The organism is Variovorax sp. ZS18.2.2 (assembly GCF_024701975.1).
Lineage (GTDB): Bacteria > Pseudomonadota > Gammaproteobacteria > Burkholderiales > Burkholderiaceae_C > Variovorax.
Genome location: NZ_JANLNM010000004.1, coordinates 277,458 through 292,617 on the forward strand (window position 1 = coordinate 277,458; position 15,160 = coordinate 292,617).

Here is a 15,160-nt window from a genome sequence, read left to right on the forward strand (position 1 = left end):
ACCATGCTCGGTCGCTTGCCTTATCGCTTCCAGATTCCTTTCGGACTGGTGCTGGCCGTCGTGGTGTCGGCGCTGCTGGTATCGGCCGTTGCGGCCCAAATTTCGGCACGCTCGGTGCGGCAGGAGATTCTGTCGACGGTCAGGCAGTCCATGGTTCTGTTGAGCGCGCAGGCGCGGCCATTGCTTGCTTCCGAGGACACTTGGCGCGCTTTTACGCTGCTGCGCGATACGGCGGCTTTGCTCCCGGGCGCCGAGAGTGGACAGACAAGGGGGGCAATCCTGGATGCAAAGGGCCGCTTCCTGGCGGGCTCCGATCCCTCACGGCTCGCCACCGGCGAACAGGCTCTTGGCCTTCAGACCGGAGCCAGGGTCACACCCTCAGCGCAAGACATTCGGGGTCACGTGGAGTTGCCGGACCAGGCCGGGGACCTGACGTTGATCGAGCCTATCCAGAGCGAAGACGGGGAGGTGCTCGGATTCGTCTACGTGGAAGTCGATGCGCCGGTGTTTGCGCCCGATTGGGTTGCGGTTGCCCAGCCAGCGCTCATCGGCGCCATGCTCGCGGCTGCGTTGCTCATTCCAACCGGCTGGTGGCTCGGAGAGCGCATGGGCCGCCCGATCGCCCGCATCGCCGATTGCATCGCCCGTATCGGCAACACAAGCGCTGCGCAGCTGCAAGCTGAGGTGCCCGAAGCCAAGGACCCGGAACTCAACCGGATCGGCAATGCCGTTCGACGCCTGCTATCGGAGCTCGAGGTCAGGCAAGCGGCGGAGCAGCGCGCGCTGTCGGCGGAACGTCTCGCTGCTGTCGGTCGCATCACCGCGGCGGTCGCGCACGAGATCAACAACCCGCTGGCCGGCTTGCTCACCGCAGCACAGACGCTGCGAATTCATGGTGCCTCCGAGGAGGCACGTCTGCGAAGCATCGATCTCATCGATCGGGGCCTGAAGCAAATCCAGACGATGACGGCAGCGCTGCTGCCGCAGGCCCGTGTCGAGGACCGGGCGTTGCAGCCGGGCGATGTGAGCGATGTCATCACCCTGGTGCAACCCGAGGCCTCCCGGCTGGGCGTCCACCTGACGCACGAGGTGGAGATCGCTTCGGCCTTTCGCGTCCCCTCGGCCGTGGTGAGGCAGGTGCTGCTCAACCTGCTGCTGAACGCCATCAAGGCCGCCGGCAGTGGCGGCTTGGCGCATGCTGCCGTGCACGCCGATGCCCACACCGTGAAGGTCACGGTCAGTAACAGCGGCTCGCAGCTGACACCCGATGCACTGGAGGCCCGGCTGGCCGCGGAAGGCGGCAACGACCCGCGCGGCTTCGGCCTCTGGATCTGCCGCGAAATCGCGAACCGCTTCAGCGGGCACTTTGGTCTGCTGCACTCGCCTGCAGCCGCAACGGAATTGTGTTTCTGCATCCCCAACATGGAAGCAAATGAGCAAGTCACTCCTACTCGTTGAAGACGATCCGATCATGGGCGAGTCGCTCCAGCAGCGCTTCGAGTTGGAGGGCTTCCAGGTGGTCTGGTGCCGGCGGCTGGCCGAAGCCGCTGGCCGCATGGAGGATCCGTGGGCCGCGGTCATCAGTGATGTCCGTCTGCCAGACGGTTTGGCCACCGAATGGTTCGCGGGCCTGTCGCCGCAGATACGGGCCGTGCCATGGTTCTTCTTGACGGGCTACGGCAGCGTCAACGACGCCGTTGCAGCGATTCGCTCGGGAGCGCGTGAGTACCTGACCAAGCCCTTCGAGATCGAGCGCCTGGTCGCGCTCATCCATGCCGCAACGTCGTCAAGCCGCACGCCGAATGACGAGGCGGTGCTCGGCGTTTCGAGTGCCATGCGCAAGATCGAGGAAATGATTCGCAAGGTGGCGGGTCAGCGATCATCCGTGCTGCTGACGGGCGAGTCCGGGGTCGGCAAGGAGGTGGCAGCGCAGTTCGTCCACAGTCTCGATCCGCGCGGCGCCCAGGGTGAGTTCATCGCCGTCAACTGCGCTGCCGTTCCCGAAAACATGATGGAGGCCGAGTTCTTCGGCTACGAGAAAGGCGCCTTCACAGGTGCGCAGCGGGCGCACAAGGGCTATCTCGAGAGAGCCCACGGTGGCACGTTGTTCCTCGACGAAGTCGGCGACCTCCCGCACCAGATGCAGGCGAAGCTTCTGCGTGCGCTGCAAGAGCGGTGCTTTTTCCGGCTGGGGTCGGAGCGCACGACGCGCAGCGATTTCCGGGTGATCGCCGCGACCAATCGCGATCTCTACGCCGACATGCTGGCGGGCTCGTTTCGCGAAGATCTCTTCTACCGGTTGGCCGTGATCAACCTGTGGCTGCCACCGCTGCGCGAGCGACCTGAGGACATCCGCTGGCTTGCCGAACGGATGCTGTCGCAACTCACAGAGGAGCATGGCAGGCCCATTGCAGTCTCGGAACCATTCATGCGTGACGTGCTCGGGCGCACGTGGAAAGGAAACGCGAGGCAACTTCGGTCCTACCTGGAGCAAGCCGTCGTGCTCAGCGATCAGGGCGTGATTGACCTGCCACCAGGTGAATATGAAAGGCCAGGGCTTCGCTCGGAGCAGCGCGATGAGAGCGACGTCTTCGTACCGCTTCAGGCGATGGTCGAGGAAGCGGAAAGACGACACATTCAGCGTGCATTAGAGCGTGCCGACGGCAGTGTCTCTGGCACGGCGGATTTGCTGGGTATCAGCCGTAAGACCCTGTGGGAAAAAATGAAACGATTGAAGGTCAGGGCCGCCGAGGTCGAGTTGAACGAATCGAACCTGACTGGAAAAACGGAAGCAGGAGCTTAGGTAAGCCCGTTCCGTTCTGGACACGCCCTCTGTTCAACCTGGTGCAATTGATTGGATCGAGCACGCGGAGAAAATCCGAATCTCCATTTGCTTCTGGGTTGCCCCTAGCATCCGCAGTTGCTGGGCACTTGGGCTGCCATGCTAGCGCCAGCCATGCCGGGCGATGAGACCTGTTCCGCGCCACAAGCAAACACGCCGTAGTGCCGGCGACCTTCGCCGATCACCTCGAACAGACCGCGATAGCGGCTTCCGCTGAGCATGTCCGCGCTGTTCCGGCATATCGGCACAACCCGACCTGCATCGAAGACATGTCCCTGATCCAATACAAAACGGTCAGGCGCTCCAGGCAAATTTCCCTGATAGACGGCGGCTTGGCCGTAGTCCTCGCATCCGTCCTCCAAGGCCAGCTTGAAGAGCCGCAGCGTCATCGAGTACAGCTTGGCACCGCCCAAGCGAGCTTCGATTTCTGGATTGTTGATGGCTTTCAGGCTGCTTGATACGACACGCACGTCGAGGAAGCCGGCGGCTCGGGCCAACCGGATGAAATCCTCGTAGTAGAGCGCATCACCAATGCATTCGCCAACGATTTGCTGGTCGTCGCGCAGCTCCTGTGCCAATCGACGATCCGCAAAGATGTCTGAAAAATAGATTTCTCCACCTTGCTTGAGCAGGCTGGCCATGCCTTTCAGCACATCAGACTTCGCCATGGACAGGTTGATCACGCAGTTGGAGACGATGACATCGATGCTTTCAGGTGCCAGATTGAGCTGCTCCAAAGCTTCGATACGACCTTGCAGGAACTGCACGTTGCTCCTGTCATAGCCAAATGCCTCACGGTGATACTCGATGTGGCGCTGAGCGAACTCGATCTGCTCGGCGGTGGCATCGACTCCGATAACGTGGCCATGCTCTCCCACCAGGTTGGACAGGATGAAACAGTCGCGGCCGCCACCGCATCCCAGGTCGAGCACGGTCGTGCCGTCGAGCAGCGGAGGGAATGGCGCCCCGCAACCATAGAAGCGCATCTGCACCTCCGGGTGGATCTTCTTCAAGATCGCCTTGATAGCTTCAGATGGCGGTTCATCCACGGTGCAGACGTTGGTCGCCAGATCTTCCTTGTCATTGAGAGTCGCGCCGTAGTAGTGCTGGACCTCTTCGATACGTTGGGCCAGTCCTTGATCCTTCGCATTCATCTGGGTATCCCCTCAACAGGTTGGTTGACACTTGGCGTCTGAATGGCATCGGCTTGCGCCACCTCGTCCCTGCGTTGCTTGGCTGGGATAAGTTCTGAAATGATGGCGACCTATGACGACCCGTTGATGAAGGGTTCTCGGGTGCTTTTCGCGCTATGGCCATCCCAATCGGGGAGTTTTTTGCCAGATTGGGCGCAGAAATGGGGTGTTCCCCGTTATGGCTCGGTCTTCAGGAACTCGTCGAGTTCATTGACGGTACTTCTGGCAGTGCGCATCACGCCGATCAGCGTTGCCGAGGCTGGGCCGGTCCATTCGCCATAGCCCACCAGCCACACGCCAGGCACATCGCATGATTGAGTGCCCCTCACAGCCACTTTTCCGTCTTCGACGATATCAAGTGGCACCAAGTGATCCAAGGCTGCCCGGAAGCCGGTGCACCAGATCACCGCATCGAAGCTGCGTGCCACGCCGCCGCTCCATACGCCGCCGTCTTCCGTCATCCGCTCAAAAGGCCTGACAGAGGACAAGACGCCCCGAGTGCGCGCGTCCACCACAGGCGGCACCATGACGATGTCGCCAAACCCACCAGGTAGATCATCCAGGCTTCGCCCCTCTTGCAGCGCGTGCCATCGCGCGGTCGCGCGTTCGAACAGGACCCGGCCATCGACGTCGTCCGGCAGGAATGTGGGCTCGTCCTGCGTGACCCACACGGTCTCGGCAGCCGAGAGCGAGACCTCGGCAAGGATCTGCGCGCCGGAATTCCCACCACCCACGACCATGACCTGTTGTCCTCTGAACTCGCCCGGGCTTAGATAGTGGGCCGAGTGCAGCTGGCGGCCAGAAAAATTCGCGATGCCCGGATAGTCGGGCACGAAAGGCTTGCGCCAAGTGCCCGTCGCGCTCACGATCGTTCGCGTCGTCCAGGTCCGATTCCCGGCGCGAACCTCGAACCCCTGCTCGGCGCGCGTAACCGACGACACCAGCACGGGCCGCTCGATCGGAAGCGCATATCGCTTCTCGTAATCTCGCAGGTAACTCACCACATGGTCGCGGCCGGGGTAGCTGGTACCCGCGTTCGGCATCGGCCAGCCCGCGATGGAACTCCACGTCGCCGGCGAGAACAGCCTCAGCGAATCCCAGCCGTGCTGCCAGGCTCCGCCACCGGCCTCTTCAGCATCAAGCATCAGGAACGAGCGCTGTGCCCGCCGCAGGAAATATGCGACGGAGAGCGCCGCTTGGCCACCACCGATGATGATCACATCGTGGGTCACGCGACGATCAGGGTTCTGATTTCAATGCACCTCAGAGACACGTAAAACCTTCCTCATGTCAGCGGTCATGACCACCAGTGCAAGGCACGCGGATAGGCCAAGCATCGCGGAGACCCATAAAGCACCATCTCCCCATCGTTCCACGGCGATGCCGAACAGGAACGGCGCGCCGGCCTGAACGATGCGCGCTGGCACCATCAGAAATCCCTGGCGCTGGCCGTAGCCCTTGGTGCCGAAGATCAGGAGCGGGAGCGTCCCGATGGCGATGGTCAGAATGCCGTTGCCCAAGCCGTGCAGCACCGCGAAGCCGGGAGCGGCCGAAGTACCGAACAGGCCGAGGCAGAGGGCGCCGAGTGGGTGAGCCAGCGTGGCCAGGCGGGCCGACAACAGCGGATGCGCGCGCTTGAGAAGCGTGAACTCGATCACCCGGCCCACCACTTGGGCCGGCCCGACCAGAGCGGCGATGCCCACCGCCACGGCCAGCGTGGCGCCGCTGGCCAGCAGCAGTTGTGGCAAGTGTGTGGCCATAGAGGTGCTGATGAACCAGGTCACGGCGAAGACGTAAGCCATCAGGATTGCGGCGCGGCGCTGTTGCGCTGCAGAGAGGCCAAGACCTTCTGCCTTGCCGGCGGCTGCCTGCATGGAAGCCGCGGAAAGGCCCGCGCGCGGCAGCAAGGCGTTCAGCGGGATGCCAATGAGCAAGTGCAATGTCGCCCATGAGACGCATGCCCCACGCCAGCCAACGCGCCCCTCCAGATAGGCAGACAAGGGCCATCCGATCGTGCTTGCAAAACCTGCGAACAGGGTGATGCCGGTGATCGTCCGGCGCGCGTCGTGGCCGTGCAGACGCACAGCCGTCGCGAACGCCGCTTCGTAAAGTCCACTGCCCATGGCAACGCCGATGACAGCCCACGCGATGAAGACGTGAGCCGGCTGTATGGCCTGACTCAAGCCCGCCAGCCCGGCCGCGAAGATCAGATTGCTGGTGACCAGCACCGGGCGTCCGCCGAACCGATCGATGATTCGACCGGCATACGGACCCACGCCCGCGGCGACAAGCAACGCTGTCGAAAAAGCACCGAAGACCATGGAGGTCGACATGCCGACATCTCGGCCCACAGCACCTGCCAGCACCGCAAGAAGGTAGTACGACGATGCCCAAGCCAAGGTCTGGGTTACGCCGAGCATTACCGTTGTCATGAATGTCCGCTCGGCAACGGTCAAACTAGATGCTGCGCAGGTTGACCCGCTTCGACAGGGCTTCCGCGCTCTCGCGCCGCTCGCTGTAGCGGTCGACCAGGTGATCCGCGCAGTCGCGCGTGAGCAGCGTGAACTTCACCAGCTCTTCCATCACGTCGACCACCCGCTCGTAGTACGGCGAAGGCTTCATGCGGCCGTTCTCCTCGAACTCGAGGAAGGCCTTGGCCACCGACGACTGGTTGGGGATCGTGATCATGCGCATCCAGCGTCCGAGCACGCGCAGCTGGTTCACCGCGTTGAACGACTGCGAGCCGCCCGACACCTCCATGACCGCAAGCGTCTTGCCCTGGGTGGGGCGCACCGAGCCGACGGCCAGCGGGATCCAGTCGATCTGCGCTTTCATGATGCCGGTCATCGCGCCGTGGCGTTCGGGCGATGTCCACACCATGCCCTCGGCCCACTGCGCCAGGTCGCGCAACTCCTGCACCTTCGGGTGATCTTCGGGCGCGCCGTCCGGCAGCGGAAGACCGCGGGGATCGTAGATGCGGGTCTCCGCACCCATGGCACGAAGCAGGCGCGCGGCCTCTTCGGTCAGCAGCCGGCTGTAGGAGCGCTCGCGCACCGATCCGTAGAGCAGCAGGATGCGCGGTGCATGTGCGGCGCGCGTTGCAGGCAGGAGACTGTGCAGATCGGGGCGGCGAAAGGCTTCCGGATCGATGTTGGGCAGATCAGGGCTTTGCGACACGCTGGCCTTTCGCGTCGATCACGGCTTCGCCGTCTTCCTTGGTGAACGCGCCAAGCTGCGGGCGCGGCAGGATGTCGAGCACGGCTTCGGAAGGCCGGCACAGCCGCGTGGCAAGCGGCGTCACCACGATCGGCCGGTTGATGAGGATCGGGTGCTGCCCCATGAAGTCGATCAGTTGCTCTTCGGTCCACTTCGGATCGTCGAGGCCGAGTTCGTCGAAAGGCGTTCCCTTGCGGCGCAGCACATCGCGCACCGGCACGCCCATGGCCGCGATCAGCTGCTTCAGCGTGGCGCGATCGGGCGGGGTCTTCAGGTACTCGATGACCGTGGGCGCCTCGCCCGTGTTGCGGATCAACGCGAGCACGTTCCTGGACGTGCCGCAGGCGGGGTTGTGATAGATGGTGACGTCGCTCATGAGATTCGAAAAGTAGGTGTGGAGAGGTGGCGCAGCCTCAGCCGAGGCTCAAGCGAAGCGCAAGAGCGGCCAGCGTGACCGCGAGCACGGGGATGGTCATCACGATGCCGACCTTGAAGTAGTAGCCCCAGGCAATGGTGGTGCCCTTCTTCTCGAGCACATGCAGCCAGAGCAGCGTTGCCAGACTGCCGATCGGCGTGATCTTGGGGCCCAGGTCGCAGCCGATCACGTTGGCGTAGATCATGGCTTCCTTCACGATGCCGCTCGCGCTCGATGCGTCGATGGAGAGCGCACCGATCAGCACGGTCGGCATGTTGTTCATCACCGATGAAAGTGCGGCCGTGAGAAAGCCCGTGCCCATGGCAGCACCCCAGACGCCGCTTTCCGCGAAGACGTTCAGCAGCGAGGCGATCTGGCCGGTCAAACCTGCGTTGCGCAGGCCGTAGACCACCAGGTACATGCCCAGCGAGAAGATCACGATCTGCCAGGGCGCACCGTGCAGCACCTTGCGCGTGCTGATGACATGTCCGCGCGCCGCAACGCCCAGAAGGATGACCGCACCCACGGCCGCCACCGCGCTGACGGGAACGCCCAGCGGCTCCAGGCCGAAGAAGCCGATGAGCAGGAGCACCAGCACGATCCAGCCGGCCCGGAACGTCGCCGGATCGCGAATCGCATCGACTGGCGCCTTGAGCTGGGCCACGTCGTAGCTCGCTGGAATGCCGCGGCGAAAGTAGAGCATCAGCACCAGCAGGCTCGCGAGCACGGCCGCGATGTTCACCGGCACCATGACCGATGCGTATTCGTTGAAGCCGATCTTGAAGAAGTCGGCCGAGACGATGTTCACCAGGTTCGACACGATCAGCGGCAGGCTGGCCGTATCCGCGATGAAGCCGGCCGCCATCACGAACGCGAGCGTGGCGGCGGGCGTGAAGCCCAGCGCGACGAGCATGGCCATCACGATGGGCGTGAGGATCAGCGCGGCGCCATCGTTGGCGAAGAGCGCCGAGACCGCTGCGCCCAGCAGCACGATGAATGCAAACAGCAGCCGGCCGCGCCCGTTGCCCCAGCGCGCCACGTGCAGCGCGGCCCATTCGAAGAAGCCGGCTTCATCGAGCAGCAGGCTGATGATGATGACGGCAACGAAGGTCGCGGTCGCGTTCCATACGATGCCCCAGACGACCGGGATGTCCGCGAGGTGAACCACGCCAAAGAGCAACGCAATGACGGCGCCGAGCGAAGCGCTCCAGCCGATGCCCAGGCCGCGTGGCTGCCAGATGACGAGCACGAGCGTGAAGACGAAGATCAGGATAGCCGCGAGCATTGGAGAGTTTTTCTTGGTTGTTAGTTGAGATGCACAAGCAGGCACTGCCCGCCTGCTACACAAGGCCGGGAATCTCTCAGACCTGGATCAGATGCTTTCGAGGGCCGCGCGCAGCTGTGCGTCGTTCAGGGTGTCGAATGGGATTTGAGCCAGCTTGCGCATGCGTTCGCCGATGGCCTGGCGGGTGGATTCGAAGGCGTCCCGCTTTTCATCCGCGCTCGCTCCGACATTGGACGGATCCGGGTAACCCCAATGGATCTGCACGGGCGAGCCGGGCCAGTAGGGGCAGGTTTCCTGCGCGGCGCTGTCGCACACGGTGATCACCACGCGCATGGTCGGTGCGTCAGGCGCCGTGAATTCATCCCAGCTCTTGCTGCGATAACTGGAGGTGTCGATGTCGGCGTTCTCGAGCACTTCGATGGCCACCGGGTTGATACGGCCGCTGGGCGCGCTACCGGCGCTGTAGGCGCGCGCGTCGACGCCGAGTTCTTGTGCCCAATGGTTGAACATGCCTTCTGCCAGCACGCTGCGCGCCGAGTTGTGGGTGCAGAGGATCAGGATATTCGTCGTCATGTCAGCGGATTCCGATGTCGCGAACTTCGCGTTGAATGGCCAAGGTCTCGAGCTTGGCGAGTGGGAGCGAGAGCAAGAATTCGATGCGGCGCTTGAGCGTGACAGCCGCGTCGGTGAACGCGCGCTGCCGGGCTTCGTCCGATCCTTCGGCCGCCGCCGGATCGGCAAGGCCCCAGTGCGCGGTGATAGGTTGACCCGGCCAGATCGGGCACACCTCGCCGGCGGCCTGGTCGCACACGGTGATCACGAAATCCATGTGCGGTGCGCCGTCCTTCGCGTACTCACCCCAGCTTTTGCTTCGGTAGCCGGAGTCCCTGAAGTGCAGGTTGCGCAATGTGGCCAGCGCGAGCGGATGCACGGCACCCTTGGGGTGGCTTCCCGCCGAGAAGGCGGTGAAGCGGTCAGAACCCAGGTGGTCGAGGATTCCCTCGGCCAGGATGGAGCGGGCGGAGTTGCCCGTGCAGATGAAGAGGACGTTGTGTTTGCGTTCAGTCATGGGGTGCTTTCAACAGCAGGCTTTGCGGGGGGGCGCCACTACGGGGATGGTTTTCAGGCCAACGGGGCCGGCGCAGCAGGCGCTCGCAACCTCCGCTGGGGCGTCCGCCGCACGGCTCTGGCCGTACACGACGGCCGCCTCGAGCGTCCGGTAGTGCTCCCAGGCAATGCCCTGTGGGTCGGTGACCCAGTGCTTTTCGCTCTTGGCATAGCAGCACACGGTTTCGCCTTCGTCGAGCAGCGTCTGGTCCGCGGCTTGGGCGCGAACCTTCAGTTCAGCGAGTTCGCTTTCGTCATCGGCCTGGATACCGAGGTGATCGATGCCGGCGCCATTGCCCACCGTGGAGATCGCGAAATTGACCCGAGGGTCTTCCAGCATCCATTTCGCGTAGTCGCGTTCGACGCGCGCAGGCTCTGCCGCAAAGAGGTGTGAGTAGAAGGCGATGCTCTTGCTTAGGTCATCGACGTGCAGGTGAACGTGGAAACGCTTCATGACGGGCTCTCCTAAATGGGCGTTGAGAAAGGGGTAATGTTTTGGCGATACGCCTAGCTCGAGGTCGTCGATCCAAGCGCGCGGGCCATGCAGGTTGCCGAGGCGGGGCAGATGCTGGCGAATTCAGAGGTAGCTTGGATCGTGTCGGGTGCGTCGGATCTCGGGCAGGAAAGGTAGCCGCGTGCAGCGAAGAAGTCGGGTGCGGTTGTCGTGAGCAGGAACAGCCGCTGAATGCCTGCAGTTCCAGCCCTGGCTTCGATCGCGTGCAGGAGCACATCGCCGAGGCCAGCGCCCCGACTCTCGGGAGCTACTGCCAGAGAACGCAACAGGCCTGCATCTCCCGCACGCTCAAGCCCAACGCAGCCCACCAAGCCGTCGTCGGCTCGAAGCACAAGGAAGTCGTTCATGTGACCTGGGCTCAGATCGCTGTCGGGCAACTCGCAAGTGAGCAGCAGCGAGCGCACTTGCGCAAAGTCAGCGGCGCTTGCCTGTTCGGGGTTCATGGCTCGACGGCGGGCGTGAATGTCAGCAAGCACACGAGGCGTCGGCCTCCGCGACACATGCCTGCCCTTGGCAGCAGTTCTCGGTGAGGTAGGCCAGCAAGTCATTCATCTGGTCGAACGACGCCCGGTAGATCAGATGCCGGCCCTGCCGCTCTTGCGAGACGAGACCGGCATTCGTCAACTCTTTGAGGTGGAACGAGAGGCTGGTCGCTGGAACCGCCAGAGCTTCCGTCAGCGCGCCTGGGGTCATGCCCTGAGGACCTGCAACGACCAAAGCACGAAACACCCGAAGGCGAACCGACTGCGCAAGTGCCATCAAAGAACGGACAACAGTGTTTTCTTCCATAATTCAAGTATCGTCGAATCATTGAATCCATGCAAGTACCCGGCTCCAAAGTCGTGCCGCAACAGGAGATCCTCCAATGAGGCCGTTCCACATGCTTCTCGCCGTTTTGGTTGCCGTGATCTGGGGTGTGGCGTTTGTCGTCAGCAAGATTGGCTTGGAGAGCTTCACACCGCCGCAATTGACCGCGCTACGGTTCTTGGTGGCCGCCGTGGGAGTGCTCTGGCTGCCGCGGCCCGCGATTTCGTGGAAGGCGGTGGTGTTCATCGGCCTCACCGTCTTCACTGGGCAGTTTCTGCTGCAGTTCTTCGGGATCGCATTTGGAATGCCCGCCGGACTCACTGCCTTCGTAGTGCAGACCCAGGCGCTCTTCACGGTCGTATTCGCGGCCCTGATGTTTGGAGACCGCCCCAGCACCCGGCAGACTATCGGCATGGTCGTTGCTCTCGTCGGGCTGCTCGTGATCGGCCTGACGCTCAACGGCAACGTGCCTGTACTGGCCTTCGCGCTGACCCTCGCGTCAGCGTTGAGCTGGGCTGTTGGCAACCTGGTGATCAAGCGGCTGTCCAAGGTCAAAATGCTTCACCTGATGGCGTGGGCCAGCCTGGTTCCCCCTGTCCCCGCGCTGGCGCTCTCGTTCATGCAGGACGGCCCGGGGGCGCTCATGTGGGCAGTGACGCACGCATCGATGTGGGGTCTTTTCGCGCCGGTCTACCTCGGGCTACTGGCGACCGTGCTGGCGTACGCGATCTGGGGAGATCTGTTGCAGCGCTACTCGGCCAGCACCGTCGCACCTTTCGCTCTGCTGGCGCCCGCGGTCGGACTGAGCATGTCCTCGCTGATCTACGGCGAAAGCTTCAGCATCACGCGACTGGCAGGGATGGCTCTTCTGCTTATCGGCGTTGCGATTGCTGCTGGGCTGCTCAATCGTTCGCTCCACTCAGCCGCAGCTAGCGGCGGGGCGAAACGCTGATCGCTCGATGCCATGGCAAGTTCGGTGGACATCCGCGCCCTCGATTGGCTGATTCCGCTCAGCGCGGTGGATGTACAGCGAACTCATCTGCAGGGTCTGCTGGATCACAAGACTTTCAGGCGCCAGCGGCGGGTGCCGCGGGCGCAGGTTGGGGTGCCACGGCTCTTCCGAGCACAAGAGCATCGAGACGCTCAAGCGTGCCAACCACCAATTCGACAACCCCGGGTTCGAAGTCCTCGCGGTCTTCCTCTTCGTGGGTGCCTTTGTTCAAGTAGTTCCAAACGTGAGCGTTGGCGTCAAGGAGCGCCTGGAGGCATGCGATCACCTCCGCCTTGTCCTGATGAGCGAATCCGGCCGCCCTGGCTTTGCTGAGAAGCTGCTCGCACAGGTTCCTCAGCTCTGGCTCCGCACCCGGTCGGCGCATGGAAATAGACAAGTTGCCATGGTCGTGGTTGATCAACCATTTCCAGACTCGGCCGCTGAGCATCTCCAACGCCTGGCGAGACGCAGCGAGGGCGCCGCGATCGTTCATGCCGTTGATGGCTGCCCGAGCCTCCACGAGATAGCTGCGAATCTGGGGGTCGGCATGGATCACCGGGTGATAGTCGCCTCTGTGGGGACGGATTCCATACACCTGCAGGTCGTTGCGCTGAGCCGGCAGCATGTGATTCTGAATGTCCTTGATGAATTCTTGGCTGTGGCAGGTCACGATGAGCTGTGTGCCGGCGAAGCGCTGAGTATCGAAGATGGTTTCCCGAATGCCTTGACGGTGCTCGGTATCGATCGCGTTGATCGCATCATCGAAGACGATCAGCGGTGCGCCAGTGGCAATCGCTTTGGCCAGCACCACGGCCAAGCCGAGGCACCGAATGTGTCCTTCGCTGAGCACCTGCAACGCGTCGTGCCGTCGATCGGGATTGGCTCGGAAGGCGACCTGAATGCGCATGGCGTTCGAGGTCGGTAGGAAAAGCGCGGCGAGCTTGTCCTCATCCCGGTCCTGCCGGTTGAAATCGTTGTAGAGCGCCATTGCCGATTCGTTCAGCCCCGCCATCAACTGCGCCGGTAGGCCGTCACGGTACTGCCTGAGCAACCGAAGAAATGCGTCGTATGCCACGCCAATACGCATATCGAGTTCGATCTCGACTTTTTCCGCCTCCGCCTGCTCGATGAGTGCGGCGTTCTGCTCGTCGAATGCAGCTACACGCATGCGCGCTGCGTCGACCAGGAGCGCAAGCTGTTGCCGCTTGGAAACCTGGACCACGGCGCGTTCCTTCAGGCCTTGCAGCGTGTCTCGTTCGCGGATTCGCTGAGCGCGCTCATCTGTTGCGGTCTTCGTTTCAGCATCGCGCAACGCCGCGCGGTCTGCCGCGGCACAGAGCCTCCCGAACTGGGTTGTGCCGCCATCGATGGGCTCCTGCAGCTTCGTCCACCAAGGGCTGGCGATCTGGATCTGTAGGGGAACTCGGGCGGGTGCTGCACCACCCATTTCCGCATGCTCGAATCTTTGCAGCCTTTCGACTACTTCGTGCAGAGCTGTAGAGACTGCATCGCGCCTTGTGCGCGCGGCATCCCTCGCGTTTTGCAGTTCCGCGAGCTCGCGAAGTTGTGCGAGACCGTCGATCGCTTTGGCGAATGGATCACGAGTCACCTGTGCCAGCGGTGTGTCGCACGCGGGGCATGTCGCGCTGTCGGCCTTGCGCAATTTCGAGACCGCGGTGTAGAGTTCCTGGAAGGAAATCTGATCGCCCTTGCTACGCAACTCTTCCTCGCGGGCATCGAGTGCGGTCTGTTTTTCTGTCGCTTCAGCCAACTGGCGGCCGACGTCCGCGCGCGATACGTTCACCATCGCCGGTTGGACCCTGTCGATCAGCGCCGAAAGCTCCTGCAACTTTCCCGGGGCCTGTTCCGTACCGATGTAGGTCTGCATGGCCTCGAAGGCCAGATCCGGTTGCAACTCGGCCGCCAAGGCGGCGTCTTCCAGGTCCAGCGTAGCGATCGTCTCCTTTTCTCGTTCCAAGGTCTGCTGGTCTTGGGCTAGGCCCGCCCGTGCGGTCATTAGTTGCCTCTGCTTAACAGACACCAGCTTCAACTTCGCATCCATGGAATCATTGAAATCTCCCACGAAGTCGTTGAACTGGTCCATGCCGAAAAGCGTGGCAATTAACGCGGAGCGCTCGGCAGGCGCGCGGGACGCCAACCGAGAGAATGAATCGATTCTGTTCTTCTCAACGAAGAGAAAGCGATGCGCGTCTTGGTTAGGTCTCGGGTTCACCGCTTCGCCGCGTGCATCTCTTGCGCTCAGCGCAGGAGCGACGAAGCGTCGCTCGTGCACGTTCGCCAGATATGCATCGGTTTCGAGACGGGTCGCCTGCGCCTCATCAACGCTGCCAAGCAGCGCATATTCCAGTGCTTCGCAGAAGCTGCTCTTGCCGCTTCCATTCGGGCCATACATCAGGGTGACGCGCTTGCTGAGATCGAATTCCTCGGCTTGGCGAAAGCCCCTGAAGGGACCGACTCGCAAACGACTCAGTCGCGTCCACGCCCAATCCTGCGCTACCGCGTTGGCAGCGATGTCTGGCATGTCGATCGGAGAATCGGCAAGATCGCGACGACAGAGGTCCGCAAGGAGACCCGCTCTCTGCGATTGACGGGTCGAGGTGCGCGCAACGCCGTCGAAATTGGCGAGCACCAAGTGCGCCAGGCGCTTCACGTCATCAGCGATACCCCGGGGTTGCTGATGTAGCCATTGGGTGAATTGCTCGAAGTCTCGTTTTGCGGAGGACATGCCCTTTAACCCTTCTTGGAAGTAGGCAACCCTATATGGCGCAT

The 15,160-nt window shown here is 62.7% G+C and carries 15 protein-coding genes; 3 read left to right on the plus strand and 12 right to left on the minus strand.

Annotated elements, in window-relative coordinates; translation table 11 throughout:
- Positions 1-3: 3 nt before the first annotated feature.
- Positions 4-1,458 (plus strand): sensor histidine kinase, encoded by a 1,455-nt coding sequence (locus NU688_RS18115; protein ID WP_257862158.1) that lies wholly within the window; start codon positions 4-6, stop codon positions 1,456-1,458.
- Positions 1,433-2,803, plus strand: a complete 1,371-nt coding sequence (locus NU688_RS18120; protein WP_257862160.1) for a sigma-54 dependent transcriptional regulator — start codon at positions 1,433-1,435, stop codon at positions 2,801-2,803. The genes NU688_RS18115 and NU688_RS18120 overlap by 26 nt, the downstream gene beginning before the upstream one ends.
- A 104-nt stretch (positions 2,804-2,907) precedes the next feature.
- On the opposite strand, the gene NU688_RS18125 is transcribed toward NU688_RS18120, so the two are convergent.
- From NU688_RS18125 to NU688_RS18175, 11 genes are all read right to left on the minus strand, one after another.
- Positions 2,908-3,996: a methyltransferase domain-containing protein gene (locus tag NU688_RS18125; protein ID WP_257862161.1), complete on the minus strand. Its 1,089-nt coding sequence runs from the start codon at positions 3,994-3,996 to the stop codon at positions 2,908-2,910.
- 215 nt (positions 3,997-4,211) lie between these two features.
- Entirely contained in the window at positions 4,212-5,267 is a 1,056-nt protein-coding gene (locus tag NU688_RS18130) for an ArsO family NAD(P)H-dependent flavin-containing monooxygenase (RefSeq protein WP_257862162.1), read from the minus strand.
- Positions 5,268-5,288: 21 nt separating this feature from the next.
- Positions 5,289-6,467 (minus strand): MFS transporter, encoded by a 1,179-nt coding sequence (locus NU688_RS18135; protein ID WP_257862164.1) that lies wholly within the window; start codon positions 6,465-6,467, stop codon positions 5,289-5,291.
- Between the two features lie 25 nt (positions 6,468-6,492).
- Complete coding sequence (gene arsH / locus NU688_RS18140) at positions 6,493-7,212, minus strand: arsenical resistance protein ArsH (RefSeq protein WP_308340313.1); 720 nt, start codon at positions 7,210-7,212, stop codon at positions 6,493-6,495.
- Positions 7,196-7,627 carry an arsenate reductase (glutaredoxin) gene (gene arsC / locus NU688_RS18145; RefSeq protein ID WP_257862165.1) on the minus strand — a complete coding sequence of 144 codons (432 nt, stop codon included), beginning with the start codon at positions 7,625-7,627 and terminating at the stop codon, positions 7,196-7,198. Before arsC ends, arsH begins: the two co-directional genes overlap by 17 nt.
- A gap of 37 nt (positions 7,628-7,664) precedes the next feature.
- Positions 7,665-8,951 (minus strand): arsenic transporter, encoded by a 1,287-nt coding sequence (locus NU688_RS18150; RefSeq protein WP_257862166.1) that lies wholly within the window; start codon positions 8,949-8,951, stop codon positions 7,665-7,667.
- Positions 8,952-9,038: 87 nt separating this feature from the next.
- A complete protein-coding gene (locus NU688_RS18155) occupies positions 9,039-9,524 on the minus strand; it encodes an arsenate reductase ArsC (RefSeq protein WP_257862167.1) in 486 nt (161 codons plus the stop codon).
- A 1-nt stretch (position 9,525) separates the two neighbouring features.
- Positions 9,526-10,020: an arsenate reductase ArsC gene (locus NU688_RS18160; RefSeq protein ID WP_257862169.1), complete on the minus strand. Its 495-nt coding sequence runs from the start codon at positions 10,018-10,020 to the stop codon at positions 9,526-9,528.
- 9 nt (positions 10,021-10,029) lie between these two features.
- On the minus strand, positions 10,030-10,512 hold the full coding sequence (locus tag NU688_RS18165) for an ArsI/CadI family heavy metal resistance metalloenzyme (protein WP_257862170.1): 483 nt from the start codon (positions 10,510-10,512) through the stop codon (positions 10,030-10,032).
- 53 nt (positions 10,513-10,565) lie between these two features.
- Positions 10,566-11,015, minus strand: coding sequence for an arsenic resistance N-acetyltransferase ArsN2 (arsN2, locus tag NU688_RS18170; protein WP_257862171.1), 450 nt, complete (start codon positions 11,013-11,015; stop codon positions 10,566-10,568).
- Positions 11,016-11,037: 22 nt separating this feature from the next.
- The gene (locus tag NU688_RS18175; protein WP_257862172.1) at positions 11,038-11,361 is read right to left on the minus strand and encodes a helix-turn-helix transcriptional regulator; all 324 of its coding nucleotides are present in this window, start codon (positions 11,359-11,361) and stop codon (positions 11,038-11,040) included.
- 91 nt (positions 11,362-11,452) lie between these two features.
- Here NU688_RS18175 and NU688_RS18180 point away from each other — a divergent pair, with 91 nt between their 5' ends.
- Positions 11,453-12,331, plus strand: coding sequence for an EamA family transporter (locus NU688_RS18180; protein WP_257862173.1), 879 nt, complete (start codon positions 11,453-11,455; stop codon positions 12,329-12,331).
- Between the two features lie 115 nt (positions 12,332-12,446).
- Here the strand turns inward: NU688_RS18180 and NU688_RS18185 are convergent, their stop codons facing one another.
- Positions 12,447-15,116, minus strand: coding sequence for an AAA family ATPase (locus NU688_RS18185; RefSeq protein ID WP_257862175.1), 2,670 nt, complete (start codon positions 15,114-15,116; stop codon positions 12,447-12,449).
- Between the last annotated feature and the right edge of the window lie 44 nt (positions 15,117-15,160).